At 59.8% G+C, this 15,199-nt stretch carries 11 protein-coding genes and 4 tRNA genes; 6 read left to right on the top strand and 9 right to left on the bottom strand.

Annotated elements, in window-relative coordinates; translation table 11 throughout:
- Nucleotides 1–219: 219 nt before the first annotated feature.
- Nucleotides 220–4,308 (top strand): DEAD/DEAH box helicase, encoded by a 4,089-nt coding sequence (locus GVN17_RS18680; RefSeq protein ID WP_166596732.1) that lies wholly within the window; start codon nt 220–222, stop codon nt 4,306–4,308.
- 120 nt (nt 4,309–4,428) lie between these two features.
- On the opposite strand, the gene GVN17_RS18675 is transcribed toward GVN17_RS18680, so the two are convergent.
- The 4 genes from GVN17_RS18675 to GVN17_RS18660 all read right to left on the bottom strand — a co-directional run bounded on the left by GVN17_RS18675 (nt 4,429) and on the right by GVN17_RS18660 (nt 4,840).
- A tRNA-Gly gene (locus tag GVN17_RS18675) sits at nt 4,429–4,504 on the bottom strand.
- Nucleotides 4,505–4,508: 4 nt separating this feature from the next.
- Nucleotides 4,509–4,584 (bottom strand) — tRNA-Glu (locus GVN17_RS18670).
- Between the two features lie 102 nt (nt 4,585–4,686).
- Nucleotides 4,687–4,762: transfer RNA gene (locus tag GVN17_RS18665), tRNA-Gly, on the bottom strand.
- A gap of 2 nt (nt 4,763–4,764) precedes the next feature.
- Nucleotides 4,765–4,840 (bottom strand) — tRNA-Glu (locus GVN17_RS18660).
- A gap of 265 nt (nt 4,841–5,105) precedes the next feature.
- Between GVN17_RS18660 and GVN17_RS18655 the strand changes: the two genes are divergently transcribed.
- Complete coding sequence (locus GVN17_RS18655; RefSeq protein WP_166596731.1) at nt 5,106–5,879, top strand: hypothetical protein; 774 nt, start codon at nt 5,106–5,108, stop codon at nt 5,877–5,879.
- 222 nt (nt 5,880–6,101) lie between these two features.
- Here the strand turns inward: GVN17_RS18655 and GVN17_RS18650 are convergent, their stop codons facing one another.
- Nucleotides 6,102–6,584 (bottom strand): GAF domain-containing protein, encoded by a 483-nt coding sequence (locus GVN17_RS18650; protein WP_166596730.1) that lies wholly within the window; start codon nt 6,582–6,584, stop codon nt 6,102–6,104.
- A complete protein-coding gene (locus GVN17_RS18645; protein ID WP_166596729.1) occupies nt 6,581–7,474 on the bottom strand; it encodes an ATP-binding protein in 894 nt (297 codons plus the stop codon). Before GVN17_RS18645 ends, GVN17_RS18650 begins: the two co-directional genes overlap by 4 nt.
- Nucleotides 7,475–7,576: 102 nt before the next feature.
- Here GVN17_RS18645 and GVN17_RS18640 point away from each other — a divergent pair, with 102 nt between their 5' ends.
- Nucleotides 7,577–9,901, top strand: a complete 2,325-nt coding sequence (locus tag GVN17_RS18640; RefSeq protein ID WP_166596728.1) for an ATP-binding protein — start codon at nt 7,577–7,579, stop codon at nt 9,899–9,901.
- 56 nt (nt 9,902–9,957) lie between these two features.
- Here GVN17_RS18640 and GVN17_RS18635 read toward each other — a convergent pair whose 3' ends face one another.
- On the bottom strand, nt 9,958–10,443 hold the full coding sequence (locus tag GVN17_RS18635; RefSeq protein ID WP_166596727.1) for a glutathione peroxidase: 486 nt from the start codon (nt 10,441–10,443) through the stop codon (nt 9,958–9,960).
- Nucleotides 10,444–10,528: 85 nt separating this feature from the next.
- Nucleotides 10,529–10,927: a peptide-methionine (R)-S-oxide reductase MsrB gene (gene msrB / locus GVN17_RS18630; protein WP_166596726.1), complete on the bottom strand. Its 399-nt coding sequence runs from the start codon at nt 10,925–10,927 to the stop codon at nt 10,529–10,531.
- A gap of 193 nt (nt 10,928–11,120) precedes the next feature.
- On the opposite strand from msrB, the gene GVN17_RS18625 reads away from it, so the two are divergent.
- Entirely contained in the window at nt 11,121–12,332 is a 1,212-nt protein-coding gene (locus tag GVN17_RS18625; RefSeq protein ID WP_166596725.1) for a pyridoxal phosphate-dependent aminotransferase, read from the top strand.
- Nucleotides 12,333–12,649: 317 nt separating this feature from the next.
- Entirely contained in the window at nt 12,650–13,537 is an 888-nt protein-coding gene (gene htpX / locus GVN17_RS18620; protein WP_166596724.1) for a protease HtpX, read from the top strand.
- A 91-nt stretch (nt 13,538–13,628) separates the two neighbouring features.
- Here htpX and GVN17_RS18615 read toward each other — a convergent pair whose 3' ends face one another.
- Nucleotides 13,629–14,285, bottom strand: a complete 657-nt coding sequence (locus GVN17_RS18615) for a thiopurine S-methyltransferase (RefSeq protein ID WP_166596723.1) — start codon at nt 14,283–14,285, stop codon at nt 13,629–13,631.
- A 106-nt stretch (nt 14,286–14,391) separates the two neighbouring features.
- Here GVN17_RS18615 and GVN17_RS18610 point away from each other — a divergent pair, with 106 nt between their 5' ends.
- The gene (locus tag GVN17_RS18610) at nt 14,392–15,159 is read left to right on the top strand and encodes a class III extradiol ring-cleavage dioxygenase (RefSeq protein ID WP_166596722.1); all 768 of its coding nucleotides are present in this window, start codon (nt 14,392–14,394) and stop codon (nt 15,157–15,159) included.
- The last annotated feature ends 40 nt before the right edge of the window (nt 15,160–15,199 follow it).

Below are 15,199 nucleotides of genomic sequence, written 5' to 3'. Positions count from 1 at the left end.
GGGATAGAACCATAACATCGCCTTCAGCATTAAATAAATTCATTATTGTTATAAGCAAATATGCCAATTCATCAATACACCCGCAGCACGCATGGAGACTTCCCTGAGCACGCCTCAATGGATTGCTGATCGACAAGACTCTGCCAGTGATGAAAAATGTCGCTTTTGTCTCGGGACACGCTCTTCTCCCCGATGACCCATCGCGTCACGAGGTCTTGCATGCCCACGCCCGTCATCACCCAGGAACACCTACCCGATTACTGCATGGCGATCCTCTTCGGGTTGGTGACGGCGTTTCCCGGCAAAGGCAGAACGTCGCTGCTCAAACTGGTGCGCGCAGTGGGCGTCGAGGATGCCGATGGCCATCTGATCGACGCCGACAGCCTGCTGCCAATACTGGAATCCCTGGAGGATGCGGGTTGGGTCATGCTGGAGGAGCGGCACGAAGGACGCTATTACGCCGTTACCGCAGAGAAACGAAACCGGGTGTTGAGGAGCTTCCTGGAATCGCCGGACTACGGTCTCTGGATGCAGGAGATTTTCGACAGCCTGCCGCAGCTCAGTGCGTGGCAGACCCCCACCCGGTCACGAATCCTGCAAGATCTTTGGTTTCACCTGCTGGGCCACAACCTCGGAGGGCTGGCGGACTCACTGTCGCTGGCGTCCCCCCTCTTCACCCTCGCCCAATCCCCGGCTGAACACCCGATGTATGCGCTGCAACGCGATCCGGACGGACTGCAGGTGTTTGCTGAGTTCAGCGACGACATGCGACGCCTGCTGTTGGAGGATCACCTCAGCCTGCTCAACTTCTACCTCGCCCCAGCGGGGCAAAGCTATTCGCTGGCACTGCGCGAGATGGAAGCCCGCCCCCATCCGTCATTGGGGGTCGAGTTGGCATTGCAGGCGCTGTGGCGCGGCGATTGGGACACCCTTGAATACGTCGAGATGGAAGAGACAGCGCTCCTGCAACAGGTGATTCACCTGACGCTGCGAGGCCAGGTCAGCGACACACTGCTTCTGCTGCGCGCCTGGCTGGCGGAAATGCGCAAGCTCACCAAAAAGCGCAAGATTGATCTGCCGCCTATCCTCAATGCGTTCTACTGCCTGACGCTCTTTGCAGAAAACGATCCCAAGCAACGCGCCTCGCTCAAGCAGGCCGTGGCGCTGGGCAACAAGGAACGATACGGTGAGGCCTACGAGGTTTTCCCCTACCTGATGGCCCAGCTCGCGGGAGAAAAATCCCCCCCACTCCCGTCCTTCGCCCACATCACATTAAATGGGCTGCATGGCCTGCTGGTGGCCATCACGCTGTACTGGCTCGACTCGCCCCATGCGCGCACCGACGCCTGGCGCATCAAGCTGGAGGACTGCCGCGACGAGCTGCAACGCGATCAGTATCTGTGGCTCGCCGCTGAGTTCGACGCGTTGATCGCCGTGCAATTCGGCACGCCCCGGCAATTCGCCGAACTGCATCAGGCCGCCGGTCTTCGCCCGCTCGTCACGCTTCTGCATCGCCAGGAAGCCTGGGAGCACGCCCTGAGTGCCCTCAGCCAGCTTCGCCCCGGCAAGACAACCGCAACACCTGCCGCCGATGAAAAAAACACGCGCCTGGCCTGGCACGTGCTTCTCGACGGCTATTGGGAAAAAGTCGAACCCCGTGAACAGAAGCGCAATGCCAAAGGGCAATGGAGCAGCGGGCGTGCTGTCTCGCTTAAACGTCTGGTGGAAGATGGCCCGGCCATGGATTTCCTGTCCGAGCAGGACCGTCAGACCATCGGCGTGATTCAGGTGAGCTATCAGTACAGCAACCCCGAATACGAACTCCCCGCGTCCAAGGCCCTGCCGCGACTGGTCGGCCACCCAGCGGTGTTCTGGCGAGACGCCCCCGACGTGCGCATCGACTTGCAGGCAGGCCAGGCGTCACTGCACCTGCACGCCAGCGCCGAGAAGATTCGCGTGCACCTTGAGCCCCTGGGTCTGCTTGAAGCGAGTGAAACCTTCGTCCAGAAGGAAACCACCACGCGCCTGCTGATTTACCCGATCAGCCGCGAGTTGCGGAAAATCGCTGAAATCGTCGGCGAAGGGCTGGTCGTGCCCGCGTCGGCCAAAGAACAGTTGATCGAAGTGGTGAGCGCCATCGCCCCGCTGCTGCCGATCCATTCGGACATGCCAGAGCTGACCGGGCACCTGGACCGCGAGCCCGCCGACACACGGCTTTATGCCCATCTGCTGCCATTGGCCGAAGGCTTGCGTCTGCAGTTGTTGGTACGCCCGCAGGCCGATGGCAGCTGGTTCCGCCCTGGCCAGGGCGCCGAAAATCTGCTCGCCGAACGGGATGGCAAGCCGCTGCAAGTCTGCCGGGATCTGGCGGCTGAGCGACGCGCTCTGGAGCAGGTGCTGCTCGCGTGCCCGGGCCTCGCCAACGCCGACAGCGACGGCCAGGAATGGCAGCTGGATCAGCCGCAACACGCGCTGCAATTGTTGAGCGAGCTGCATGCGCTGGACGGCGAACACCTGCACTGCATCTGGCCGGAAGGCGAGCGGATGCGGATCAAGGCGCGATCAGGCCTGAAAAACCTCAATATCGGTCTGCGCCAGCAGGGTGACTGGTTCGTGGTACAGGGCAACATCACCCTTGACGACGGCCGCGTGCTTGAACTTCGTGAGCTGCTCAAGCTGATGGAAGCCAGCCCCGGCCGCTTCCTCAAGCTCAACGAGCGCGACTGGCTGGCCCTTGATGACAGCCTGCGAAAACGCCTCGACGAACTGGCGCACCTGGCTGACCGGGTCACCGATCAGGGCTTGCGCCTCAGCGCGCTGACCTCGCCCCTGTTGGCCGATCTGGCGCAGGAGGTCGGCCAGTTCGAGGCGGATGCAAGCTGGCAATCGCACCTTGAGCGGCTGCAATCCTTGCGCGAGTACCAGCCGCAAGTGCCTGGCACGCTGCAAGCCGAATTGCGCGACTATCAACACGACGGGTTCGTCTGGCTTTCACGTCTCGCCCACTGGGGCGTCGGCGCGTGTCTGGCGGACGACATGGGGTTGGGCAAAACCGTGCAGACCCTTGCGCTGTTGTTGCAGCGCGCCAGCCTCGGCCCCCAATTGGTCGTGGCGCCGACGTCGGTCACGCTCAACTGGCAGGCGGAAAGCCTGCGTTTCGCACCCAGCCTCAACGTGCGGGTGTATCAACAGCAGCGCAGCCTGGCTGACTTGGGGCCGGGGGACCTGGTCATCGTCAGCTATGGATTGCTGCAACTTGACGCGGAACTGTTCATGGCTCAACGCTGGAGCAGTGTCGTGCTGGACGAAGCGCAAGCGATCAAGAACGCTCAAACCAAGCGTTCGCAATCCGTCATGACGCTGGAGTCCGATTTCCGCATGGTCGCCACCGGCACCCCATTGGAAAACCACCTCGGCGAGCTGTGGAACCTGTTCCGCTTCATCAATCCGGGGTTGCTCGGCAGTCAGGACAGTTTCGCCGCCCGCTTCGCCACCCCCATCGAACAGGGTGACGTCGGTGCGCGTCGGGCACTCAAGGCGCTGATCCAGCCGTTCATCCTCCGTCGTCTGAAAAGCCAGGTGCTCGAAGAGCTTCCGGCCCGCACCGAGATCACCTACAAGGTGCCGCTGTCCGACGAAGAAGCCCATCAATACGAAGCGTTGCGTCGACAGGCGGTGGATCATCTGTCCCGCCTTGATCCAAAGGCCGGTAAATCCATGCAGGTACTGGCGGAAATCACCCGCCTGCGCCGCTTCTGCTGTCACCCGTCGCTGGTCCTGCCGGGCTCAACCTTGCAAAGCAGCAAGCTGGAAGCCTTCAAGGAAATCGTCGATGAGTTATTGGAGAACCGCCACAAGGCGCTGGTGTTCAGCCAGTTCGTCGACCACCTGAGCATCGTCCGCGCCTGGCTCGATCAGCAGGGCATCGCGTATCAATACCTCGACGGCTCCACCCCGCCCAAGGAACGGCAAAGCCGAGTCAACGCTTTTCAGGCAGGCGTCGGCGGCATCTTTCTGATCAGCCTGAAAGCGGGCGGCAGCGGTTTGAACCTGACTGCGGCGGATTATGTGATCCACCTCGATCCGTGGTGGAACCCTGCTGTGGAAGACCAGGCCAGCGACCGCGCCCACCGCATGGGCCAACAACGCCCCGTGACGATCTACCGCCTGGTGACTGAAAACAGCATCGAAGAACAGATCGTCGGGCTGCACGGGCACAAGCGCGATCTGGCTGACAGTTTGCTGGACGGCGGGGAAATCAGCGCGAAGCTGGATGCAGATGCGCTGTTGGAATTGCTGAAAGGCTAGATGCAAAGGTGAGGGCTTCGGCTAGGCCCTCACCTTTTCAACGATCAGGGCTGACGACACAGCGCCCCAAAAAACGCGCATAAAAAAACGCCGCTCTGTTGAGCGGCGTTTTTTTGAATTTGGAGCGGGAAACGAGACTCGAACTCGCGACCCCGACCTTGGCAAGGTCGTGCTCTACCAACTGAGCTATTCCCGCAATATGGCGTCCCCTAGGGGACTCGAACCCCTGTTACCGCCGTGAAAGGGCGGTGTCCTAGGCCACTAGACGAAGGGGACACTGCCTGAAACACCATGGTGTTGTGTTTCAGTTCCAGACTCACATCCGAAGATGCGTTCTGGTTTCACTCAACCCTGCCCTTAGGCAAAGCTGCTTAAAATTGGAGCGGGAAACGAGACTCGAACTCGCGACCCCGACCTTGGCAAGGTCGTGCTCTACCAACTGAGCTATTCCCGCATTGGCGTCCCCTAGGGGACTCGAACCCCTGTTACCGCCGTGAAAGGGCGGTGTCCTAGGCCACTAGACGAAGGGGACACGCTACAACAATCACTCCCTGCTGCGCTTCGCTGTGTGCTTTACGCTGCAAGTGGCGCGCATTCTATGGATGGTTGGAAGGGTCGTCAACCCCTCTATGAAAATTTATTCAAATCAATGACTTCGCCCTCTATTTCAGTCAACCACGGCCGATAGCGGTGTAGGCGAAAGCGCTTCTATATAGAGTGGCGCGACCAGCGCCCTTTCCGTGCCAGTGCATAGCCACTACACTCGGCGCAAAATCAATTAGATCGAGGTTTGTACGGTGACACCACTGATTATCACCCTGATGGTTGTAGCAGGCATCGTACTCCTGGTCGCAATCGGCTATCTGAATCACGTCGCCGAGCAGAAAAAGGTCGAGCGCGCTCGCACTCTCGTCGAACTCAATGATCGTCTGCGCCGTTGCAGCGAGTTGTCCGAAACCTTCCCCGGTCAACTGATGAGCCCTGCGCTCAAGCTGCTGCTGGTGCGGCTGGAATTGAACGTGGTCAAGCGCCTGATTGCGCTGGAGCGACGCAATAACCCTGGCATTCAAGAGCACGAAAAAGAGCTGGAAGCGCTGATCGCCCAAGGCGACAACATCAAGATCAGCAATCCGACCAGCCCGATTCAGACCGAAGCCAAGGCCAAGGACGTGCGCTTTCTGCTGGAAGCGATGCACGGCCAGGTCACTCGCGCCGCCCACGACGGGTTCCTGCAGACCGCTGAAGCCAAGCACTGGGTTCGCGAGATTCGCAGCATGCTGGTGCTGCTGCACATCGAGTTCTTCAACAACCTGGGGCAGCAGGCACTGAATCAGGATCAGCCGGGTCAGGCGCGTCTGGCGTTCGAGCGTGGTGTGCAGTATCTGAAGAATCAGCCGGAACCGGCTCCGTGGAAAACCCACCTGCAAGCGATGGAGCGCCAATTGGCGCGGGTCAACGCGATGGTGCTGGACCAGATCGCACCGACCGAAGACGACAACAACGAGCTGACGGCAGGTTTGAAAGCGGACGAGGTCGATGCCGAATGGAAGAAGAAGGCCATCTACGACTGATGGCGTGACCCGATCCATCGCATCGCGAATGAATTCGCTCCTACAGATGAATCCGCGTCAGACCCTGCACCTCAGGCGACGCGGCACCTCCGTAGGAGCGAATTCATTCTGGGCGGCATTCCGACGAGAGGCCGGTACAGCCACTACAGACTCGTCGCCTGAAACACCCCATCGCGAATGAATTCGCTCCTACAGATTTCCTAGACACGCATCCGCGTCGCTTCAGCAATCCGTCAATCTCAGAAAAATCGCCGCCAACGCTTCGATCCCTGCCTGATCTGCATCGCTGAATCGCTCCAGGCTCGGACTGTCCAGGTCCAATACCCCGATCAAACGCCCCTCCTTGACCAATGGCACGACCAGTTCGCTGTTGGACGCGCTGTCACACGCGATGTGGCCGGGGAATTCGTGCACGTCGAGCACGCGTTGGGTCTCGCGAGTCGCTGCCGCAGTACCGCATACGCCCTTGCCGAACGGAATGCGCACACAGGCGATTTGCCCTTGAAATGGCCCCAACACCAGTTCTTCGTTGCGGTTGAGGTAGAAACCGGCCCAGTTCAAATCTTCCAGCTGGGTATACAGAAACGCTGAAAACTGCGCGGCATTGGCGATGAAGTCGCGCTCGTCCGCGAGCAGGGATTCCAGTTGTGCCGTGAGCAGGCGATAGCCGTCGAGACCCTCGCCCGTTGCGTTCAAATCGATCATGGATGTTGCTCCAGCATTTTCAAACCCACCCAATAACGGGCGAACTGATAGGCGCAGCGGCCGTTGCGGTTGCCGCGACCGGTTGCCCAGCGCACGGCCAGAATGTCGAGTTCGTGATCGCGCTGCCACTGCAACCCGGCCTTGGCCGCCAGTTCACCGACCCAATGTTCCACCACGTTCAGGAAGTGCTCCTGAGTGAACGGGTAGAACGACAGCCACAGCCCGAAACGGTCGGACAGGGCAATCTTGTCTTCCACGGCTTCGCTCGGATGGATTTCGCCGTCCTCGCCGCGCTGCCAGTGGGCGTTGTCGCTCTCTTTTTCCGGTACCAGATGGCGGCGGTTGGAGGTGGCGTAGAGCAGGACGTTATCGGGCGCCTGCTCCAACGAACCATCCAGTACGCTTTTGAGCACGCGATAATCGCCCTCGCCGGACTCGAACGACAGATCGTCGCAAAACAGCACGAAACGCTGCGGCAGCTTCTGTAATTGCTCGACCACTCGCGGCAAATCCCCGAGATGATCCCGCTCGATCTCGATCAGTCGCAGACCGACCTTGGCGTGTTCGGCGAGCAAGGCGCGCACCAGCGACGATTTGCCTGTGCCCCGCGAACCCCACAACAAAGCGTGGTTGGCAGGCAGGCCGTCGATGAACTGCTGGGTATTGCGGCCCAGTTGCTCGCGCTGCTGATCGACGCCGATAAGGTCGGACAGGCGCATGTCCAGCGTCACGTCCAGTGGCATCAGATAACCGCTGCGCCCTTCGCGCACCCAACGTGCTGCAAGGGATGTTTCCCAATCCACCGGCTCACGAACGGCTGGCAAGAGCGGTTCAAGTCGCGCCAGAACCGATTCGGCGCGCTCCAGAAATGCGTTCAATCGAGAATCCACGATTTCTCCTTGATTTAACGGGTTAAAGGCGTTGTGCGATCAGCTATGCTTGGCCCGCAATGGACACAAGAAGTGCACGTGCCCCATGGATCAAGCGCCCCTATGGATATTCGACTTACCCACCGACTGTCGTACAAACAGGTCCGTTTGACCGTTCTGCTCGGCTTTCTATTGGGAACGCTGTTCAGCCTGATACAAATTGCAATCGATTATGCCAGCGAAGACGCTTCTATCGATCGTGAAATTCGCTCGTTGCTGCAAATCAGCCACAACCCGGCGTCGCGCGTCGCCTACAACATCGACGCCGAGCTCGCGCAAGAGCTGACCCTTGGCTTGCTTCGCTCCCCGGCCGTGATCGGTGCTCGGCTGATGGACAACAACAATGTGTTGCTGGCGTCCGTCACACGGCCGCCAGCAGAAAGCCCCTATCGCCTGATCAGCGACGGCCTGTTCGGCCAGAGCCGTGAGTTCGTGGATGTCCTGCACTTGGATCACATGCCGAACGAAGCCATCGGCGCCCTGTACCTGGATGTCGACACCTACGCGTTCGGCAGCCATTTTCTGCAACGGGCGGTGATCACGTTGCTTGGCGGCTTTGTCCGCAGCCTGGTGTTTGCCGGGATTCTATTGGGATTGTATTACCTGACCCTGACCAAACCGCTGACCGGGGTCATCCGCGCCCTGTCCAGCCGCGACTCCCGCAGCCCCACACAAACGCCACTGCCCTGCCCGCCCGGCCATGAAAACGACGAAATCGGCGTGCTGGTGCAAGTGGCGAATCAGCAGTTCGAAAACGTGGCGAGTGAGTTCTGCCGTCGTCGAGACGCTGAGAACCGCTTGACCGAGCACCTCAACGAGCTGGAAAACGTGGTCTCCGCCCGCACCCTAGAGCTCAAGTCCAGCAACGCGCGCCTCAGCCAGTCCAACGAAGAGCTACAGCTTGCCCGCAGCACGGCACTGGACATGGCCCACGCCCGCTCGGCCTTTCTGGCGCACATGAGCCATGAGATCCGCACCCCGCTCAACGGTCTGCTGGGCATGCTGGCGTTGTCACTGGACGGCCCGCTCAGCGCGGAACAACGTCAGCAACTGTCCATCGCCCATGACTCGGGCAAGGTGCTGGTGGAGCTGCTCAACGACATCCTCGACCTGTCGAAATTCGACGCGGGCCAGTTAGAGCTGGAGCGCATCCCGTTCGACCTCGGCACCCTGATCGAAGACACCGCCAATCTGCTCTCGCAAAACGCCGCGCCCAGCGTTGAGCTGACATGCCTGATCGATCCCCGCTTCCCGGCGTTGGTCATGGGCGACCCAACGCGTGTACGGCAAGTCGTCAGCAACCTGCTGTCGAATGCGCTGAAGTTCACCCGTGCCGGGCGTGTGGACGTGCGCCTGAGTCAGCAGGGCAGCAAAGTGCGCATCGAAGTGTGCGACACCGGCATCGGCATCCCTCAGGACGCACAGGCGAAGATTTTCGAGCCATTCACCCAGGCCGAAGCCGCCATCACCCGCCAGTACGGCGGCACTGGGCTGGGGCTGACCCTGACCCACAATTTGTGTAAAGCGATGGACGGGCAACTGAATATCGAATCCACCCCCGGCGTCGGAAGCCGCTTCTACGCCGATCTGCCGCTACCGGCCCACACGCCAGCCCCCGTGTGGCCCGCGCTCAAAGGCCATGTGGTGGTGGTCAGCGCCAAGGGCAGCGGCCTGACGGAGCTGCTCAGCCGCTTGCTGCCGGAATGGGGCATTGATTACCGGCACTTTTCGGCGAACCACTCACAACCCAATGTACAGCCTGATCTGCTGATCACTGATTGCCCGGAATGCCTGGTGGGGATGCGCCCTGGAACGGGCATTCCGATTCTGCTGGTGACGGCGTATGGCAATTTCATGCCAGCTGATCAGGTCATCGCCCTGGCGCCACTGCATCAACAGGCGCGCCCCCTGTCGCGGCAGATTTTGCATCAAGCGTTGCGGCAAAGCCTGCACGTCGAGGACGTTTTGAACGGCGATCGCCTGCCCAGCCCGAAACCAGTGGCCCACCGTGCGCGCATTCTGTTGGTCGAAGACAACCCGGTGAACCAATTGGTCGCGAAGGGCATGTTGAGCAAGTTGGGGTGTGACGTGGTGGTCACCAGCCACGGCGACGAAGCGATACAACAACTTGAGCGCAATCACTTCGATCTGGTGCTGATGGACTGCAACATGCCGGTGCTGGATGGCTACGAAGCAACACGCCTGATTCGCCAGAGCGGCAAATGGCCCGACCTGCCTATCATCGCCCTGACCGCCAACGCCATGCCCGAAGAGCGAGAGCATTGCCGGAACGCGGGGATGAATGACTATCTAGCGAAGCCGTTTCACAAGGAAGAGCTGGTGAACATGCTGGATCAGTGGACAGCAGCTTCGAGCGTCAAGCTTTAAGCGACAGGTTGATCAGCGCCAGGCTTGCAGCTTGACGCTTGACGCGCGCGGCGGCTTTATCTGAGCAGCGCTTCAATATCCGACTTCAGCTCTTCCGGCTTGGTCAGCGGCGCGTAACGCTTGACCAGCTTGCCGTCGCGACCCACGAGAAATTTGGTGAAGTTCCACTTGATGCGCTCGGAGCCCAGCAGCCCGGGCGCCTGTTTCTTCAACTGCACGAACAACGGATGAGCGTCGCTGCCGTTGACGTCGATCTTCTTGAACAGCGGAAAACTGACCCCGTAATTCAGCTCGCAAAACTCGGAAATCGCGCCTTCGTTGCCGGGTTCCTGTTTCCCGAACTGGTTGCAGGGGAAGCCCAGCACCACCAGCCCACGATCTTTATAGGTCTGCCACAGCTCTTCGAGCCCCTTGTATTGCGGAGTGAAGCCGCACTTGCTGGCGGTGTTCACGACCAGCACCGCCTTGCCTACGTAATCGGCAAGGGTCTTTTGCTCGCCCTTGATCGTCTGCACCGGGATGTTCAGCAACTGTTCGCTCATGGCCGCGTCTCGAAAGGATCAAACCGCCAAATTAGCGCGCCAGTGGTTGGCGCGCCATTCAATTGTTCAGCGTGATATCACGGCATCAGGCAGCGCGGGGCACCAGATCCAGGCACACCGAGTTGATGCAGTAGCGCAGTCCGGTCGGCGGCGGGCCGTCAGGAAAGACATGGCCCAAGTGGGCGTCGCACTTGGCACACACCACTTCGGTGCGAATCATGCCGTGGCTCACGTCGCGCACTTCCACCACCGCGCTGCCTTCGAGCGGCGCGTAAAAACTCGGCCAGCCGCAGCCTGAATCGAACTTGGTGGTTGAGTCGAACAAGGCTTCGTTGCAGCACACGCAGTGGTAAACACCATCGGTCTTGGTGCTGTTGTATTTGCCGGTGAAGGGTCGCTCGGTGGCCTTCAGACGGCAGACCTGGTACTGCTCTGGGTCGAGCATCTGTTTCCATTCTTCGAGGGATTTTTCCAGCTTGTCCACGGGTACACCTCCACCATTCAAAAAGCCCGATCTGTGTCTTTTCCACGGGTCGGGTGGCACGTATGATTGCGCCTTCGTTGGACGCCAGTCTGTCACCGGCCTTCAAGGCATACAAATTCATTTTGATGGCGTCGTGCTCAGCGGTTCGCGCTCCTCTCTCACGGCGAACCCTTTTATTGTCGGGATCAATCACATGCAGTTCAGCAAATCGAACAAGCTCGCCAACGTCTGCTACGACATTCGCGGGCCCGTGCTCAAGCACGCCAAACGCCTGGAAGAGGAAGGCCATCGCATCCTCAAGCTGAACATCGGCAACCCGGCGCCGTTTGGTTTCGAGGCGCCGGACGAAATCCTGCAGGACGTGATCCGCAACCTGCCGACCGCACAGGGCTACAGCGACTCCAAGGGCCTGTTCAGCGCGCGCAAGGCCGTGATGCAGTACTACCAGCAAAAGCAGGTCGAGGGTGTCGGTATCGAAGACATCTACCTGGGCAACGGCGTGTCCGAGCTGATCGTGATGTCGATGCAGGCGCTGCTGAACAACGGTGACGAAGTGCTGGTGCCGGCCCCTGACTACCCGCTGTGGACCGCAGCGGTCGCCCTGTCCGGTGGCAGCCCCGTCCATTACCTCTGTGACGAGCAGGCCAACTGGTGGCCTGATCTGGACGACATCAAGGCCAAGATCACGCCGAACACCAAGGCGATGGTGATCATTAACCCGAACAACCCGACCGGCGCCGTCTATTCGAAAGAAGTGTTGCTGGGCATGCTGGAAATCGCTCGCCAGCACAACCTGGTGGTGTTCTCTGACGAAATCTACGACAAGATTCTGTACGACGACGCCGTGCACATCTGCACCGCGTCGCTGGCGCCGGATTTGCTGTGCCTGACCTTCAACGGTCTGTCGAAGTCCTATCGCGTGGCCGGTTTCCGCTCCGGCTGGATCGCCATTTCCGGTCCGAAGCACAACGCCCAGAGCTACATCGAAGGCATCGACATCCTGGCCAATATGCGCCTGTGCGCCAACGTGCCGAGCCAGCATGCGATCCAGACCGCGTTGGGGGGCTATCAGAGCATCAACGACCTGATTCTGCCGCCAGGCCGCCTGCTGGAACAGCGCAACCGGACCTGGGAACTGCTCAATGACATTCCCGGCGTCAGCTGCGTGAAGCCGATGGGCGCGCTGTACGCGTTCCCGCGCATCGACCCGAAAGTCTGCCCGATCCACAACGACGAGAAGTTCGCGCTGGACCTGCTGCTGTCCGAGAAGCTGCTGATCGTTCAAGGCACGGCATTCAACTGGCCATGGCCGGACCACTTCCGCGTAGTGACCTTGCCACGTGTGGATGACCTGGAAGCGGCAATTGGCCGTATCGGTAACTTCCTCAAGACGTACAAGCAATAACGGTGCGTTTGTGCCGAGCATGCCCACGCCCTGCGTGGGCATGCGTCCACTGACGTTCCGCTTCACCCCGGCAACGGACGCAGAGCGTCCTACGCGGCGTTACCACACCGAGCCTGTGAATGATCGGACAACGATCAGGCCATGCAGCCCCCGATTCAAACAATGGCGCTACCGCCACCCTCCCGCTCAGGGTCCATAATGACCCGGGCGATGCAAACGACACAGTTTGAAATAGTCGCCCGGTTGAATACCCACCGACATCACCTTATATACCCCGCAACGCGTTACACATTCTTCACGAGGAGAAATTCCACACCATGATGCGCATCTTGCTGTTCTTGGCCACTAACCTTGCGGTCGTGCTGATTGCCAGCATCACCTTGAGCCTGTTTGGCTTCAATGGGTTCATGGCGGCCAACGGGGTTGACCTCAACCTCAATCAGCTGCTGATTTTCTGCGCCGTTTTTGGTTTCGCTGGCTCGCTGTTCTCGCTGTTCATCTCCAAGTGGATGGCGAAGATGAGCACCGGGACCGAAATCATCACCCAACCCCGCACCCGCCATGAACAATGGCTGCTGCAAACCGTTGAACAACTGTCCCGCGACGCTGGCATCAAGATGCCGGAAGTCGGGATTTTTCCGGCCTACGAAGCGAACGCCTTCGCCACCGGCTGGAACAAGAACGATGCACTGGTCGCTGTCAGCCAGGGCTTGCTGGAGCGCTTTTCGCCCGACGAAGTGAAAGCCGTGCTGGCCCACGAAATCGGCCACGTCGCCAACGGTGACATGGTGACACTGGCGCTGGTTCAAGGCGTGGTGAACACCTTCGTGATGTTCTTCGCGCGGATCATCGGCAACTTCGTCGATAAAGTGATCTTCAAGAACGAAGAAGGCCGTGGCATGGCGTTCTACATCGCGACCATCTTCGCCGAGATCGTCCTGGGCTTCCTGGCCAGCGCCATCGTCATGTGGTTCTCGCGCAAACGCGAATACCGCGCAGACGACGCCGGTGCCCGCCTCGCCGGTACAGGCGCGATGATCAGCGCCTTGCAGCGCCTGCGTTCGGAACAAGGCGTGCCAGTGCAGATGCCCGACAGCCTGACGGCGTTCGGCATCAACGGCGGCTTGAAGCATGGCCTGGCGGGTCTGTTCATGAGCCACCCAGCGCTGGAAGACCGCATCGAGGCGTTGCGTCGTCGGGGTTGATACGGCGCACCGCAGGTACAAGAAAGGGCGACTTCGGTCGCCCTTTCTTTTGCCATGAAAACCGTTCTACGGCCGAGGCAGGCCTCCGTTGTTACCGCCGAAACAGCCGATACGCATACTCCATCAAACGCGTCGCGCCCGCCTGTTTGAACTTGGGGCTTTGCTCCAACACGTCGCCCTCGCCGACCATTTTCACTCGCCATTCCGGCGACAGCAGTTGCTGCACTTCATCTTCATCCACCGAAAACGGCGGGCCGTCGACCTGAGACTGATCGTAGTCCAGGGTGATCAGCAGACCGCGAGAGTCTTGGGCCATGAGGCGATTGATCTGCTCGACGTAACGCCAGCGCATGTCTGACGGCAGCGCAATGATTGCGGCTCGGTCGTACCACGCAGTGCAATGCCCGACGTCCTTCGGTTTGAGCGCGAAGAAATCACCGCACCAGATTTCGACGTTCTTGTGGGCGTAAACCTTGAACGCACCGCGGGTTTCGATCTCCGGTAAAAACCCGTTTTCGCTGAACCAGGCCTGGACCGCCTTCTCGGAAAGCTCGGCGCCGAGCACCTGCAGTCCTTGATCGGCCAGCCAATTGATGTCGACGGTCTTTCCGCACAGCGGCACCAGAACGCGCTCACCGGGCTTTACGTTCAATTCAGGCCACAGCTTCACAAGATACGGATTCACCTCTGACTGATTGAAGCCAATCTGATTGATCGCCCAACGCTCATGCCAAAACTGTGGCTCCATAAATGCTCCTGATATTTCGATCAAACGGCACAAAAACTTATATTAGATTTAGATCAATGATCTGCCTGATCATGGCCACTATCTTATACGCTCAGGACGCCCGCACATGTTCCCTAGCCTGTTCATTTCTCATGGCTCCCCAATGCTTGCGCTGGAACCCGGCGAGAGTGGCCCGGCGTTGCGGCGTCTGGCGGCTTCCATGCCTCGGCCAAAAGCTATTGTGATCGTCTCCGCGCACTGGGAAAGCAATGACTTGCGCGTCAATGGCAATCCGCAACCGGAAACCTGGCATGACTTCGGCGGTTTCCCCGCTGCGTTGTTTGCCGTCCAATACCCCGCGTCCGGCCATCCCGAGACGACGCAACGGGTGGTGGATTTATTGGCAGCCGCTGATTTGCCTGCCGTTGTGGACAGCCGCCGTCCCTTTGACCACGGCGTCTGGGTGCCGTTGTCGTTGATGTACCCTCAGGCCGACATCCCGGTCGTGCAGGTGTCGCTGCCAACGCGCATGGGGCCTGAGCTGCAGACTCGCGTCGGCAAAGCGCTGAGCCAATTGCGCGAAGAAGATGTGTTGGTGATCGGCTCGGGCAGCATTACCCACAATCTGCGTGAGCTGGACTGGCACGCCGGACCGGAAAGCGTCGAGCCATGGGCATTGACCTTCCGTGACTGGATGGTGGAAAAGCTGGCCGCCAATGATGAAAACGCCCTGCACGACTACCGCCGCCAGGCGCCGAATGCTGTGCGTAATCATCCGAGCGATGAGCATCTGCTGCCGCTGTATTTCGCACGGGGTGCCGGAGGTGAGTTCAGCGCCGCGTATCAGGGCTTCACCATGGGCGCGTTGGGGATGGATATTTACCGGTTTGGGTAATTGATTGCCCGCTCCTCATTAATCACGTCGCACCAAAACG

The organism is Pseudomonas sp. SLFW (assembly GCF_009905615.1).
Classification (GTDB): domain Bacteria; phylum Pseudomonadota; class Gammaproteobacteria; order Pseudomonadales; family Pseudomonadaceae; genus Aquipseudomonas; species Aquipseudomonas bambusae.
The sequence above is the reverse complement of the archived record's forward strand: the minus strand, read 5'-3'. Positions and strand labels throughout refer to the sequence as shown.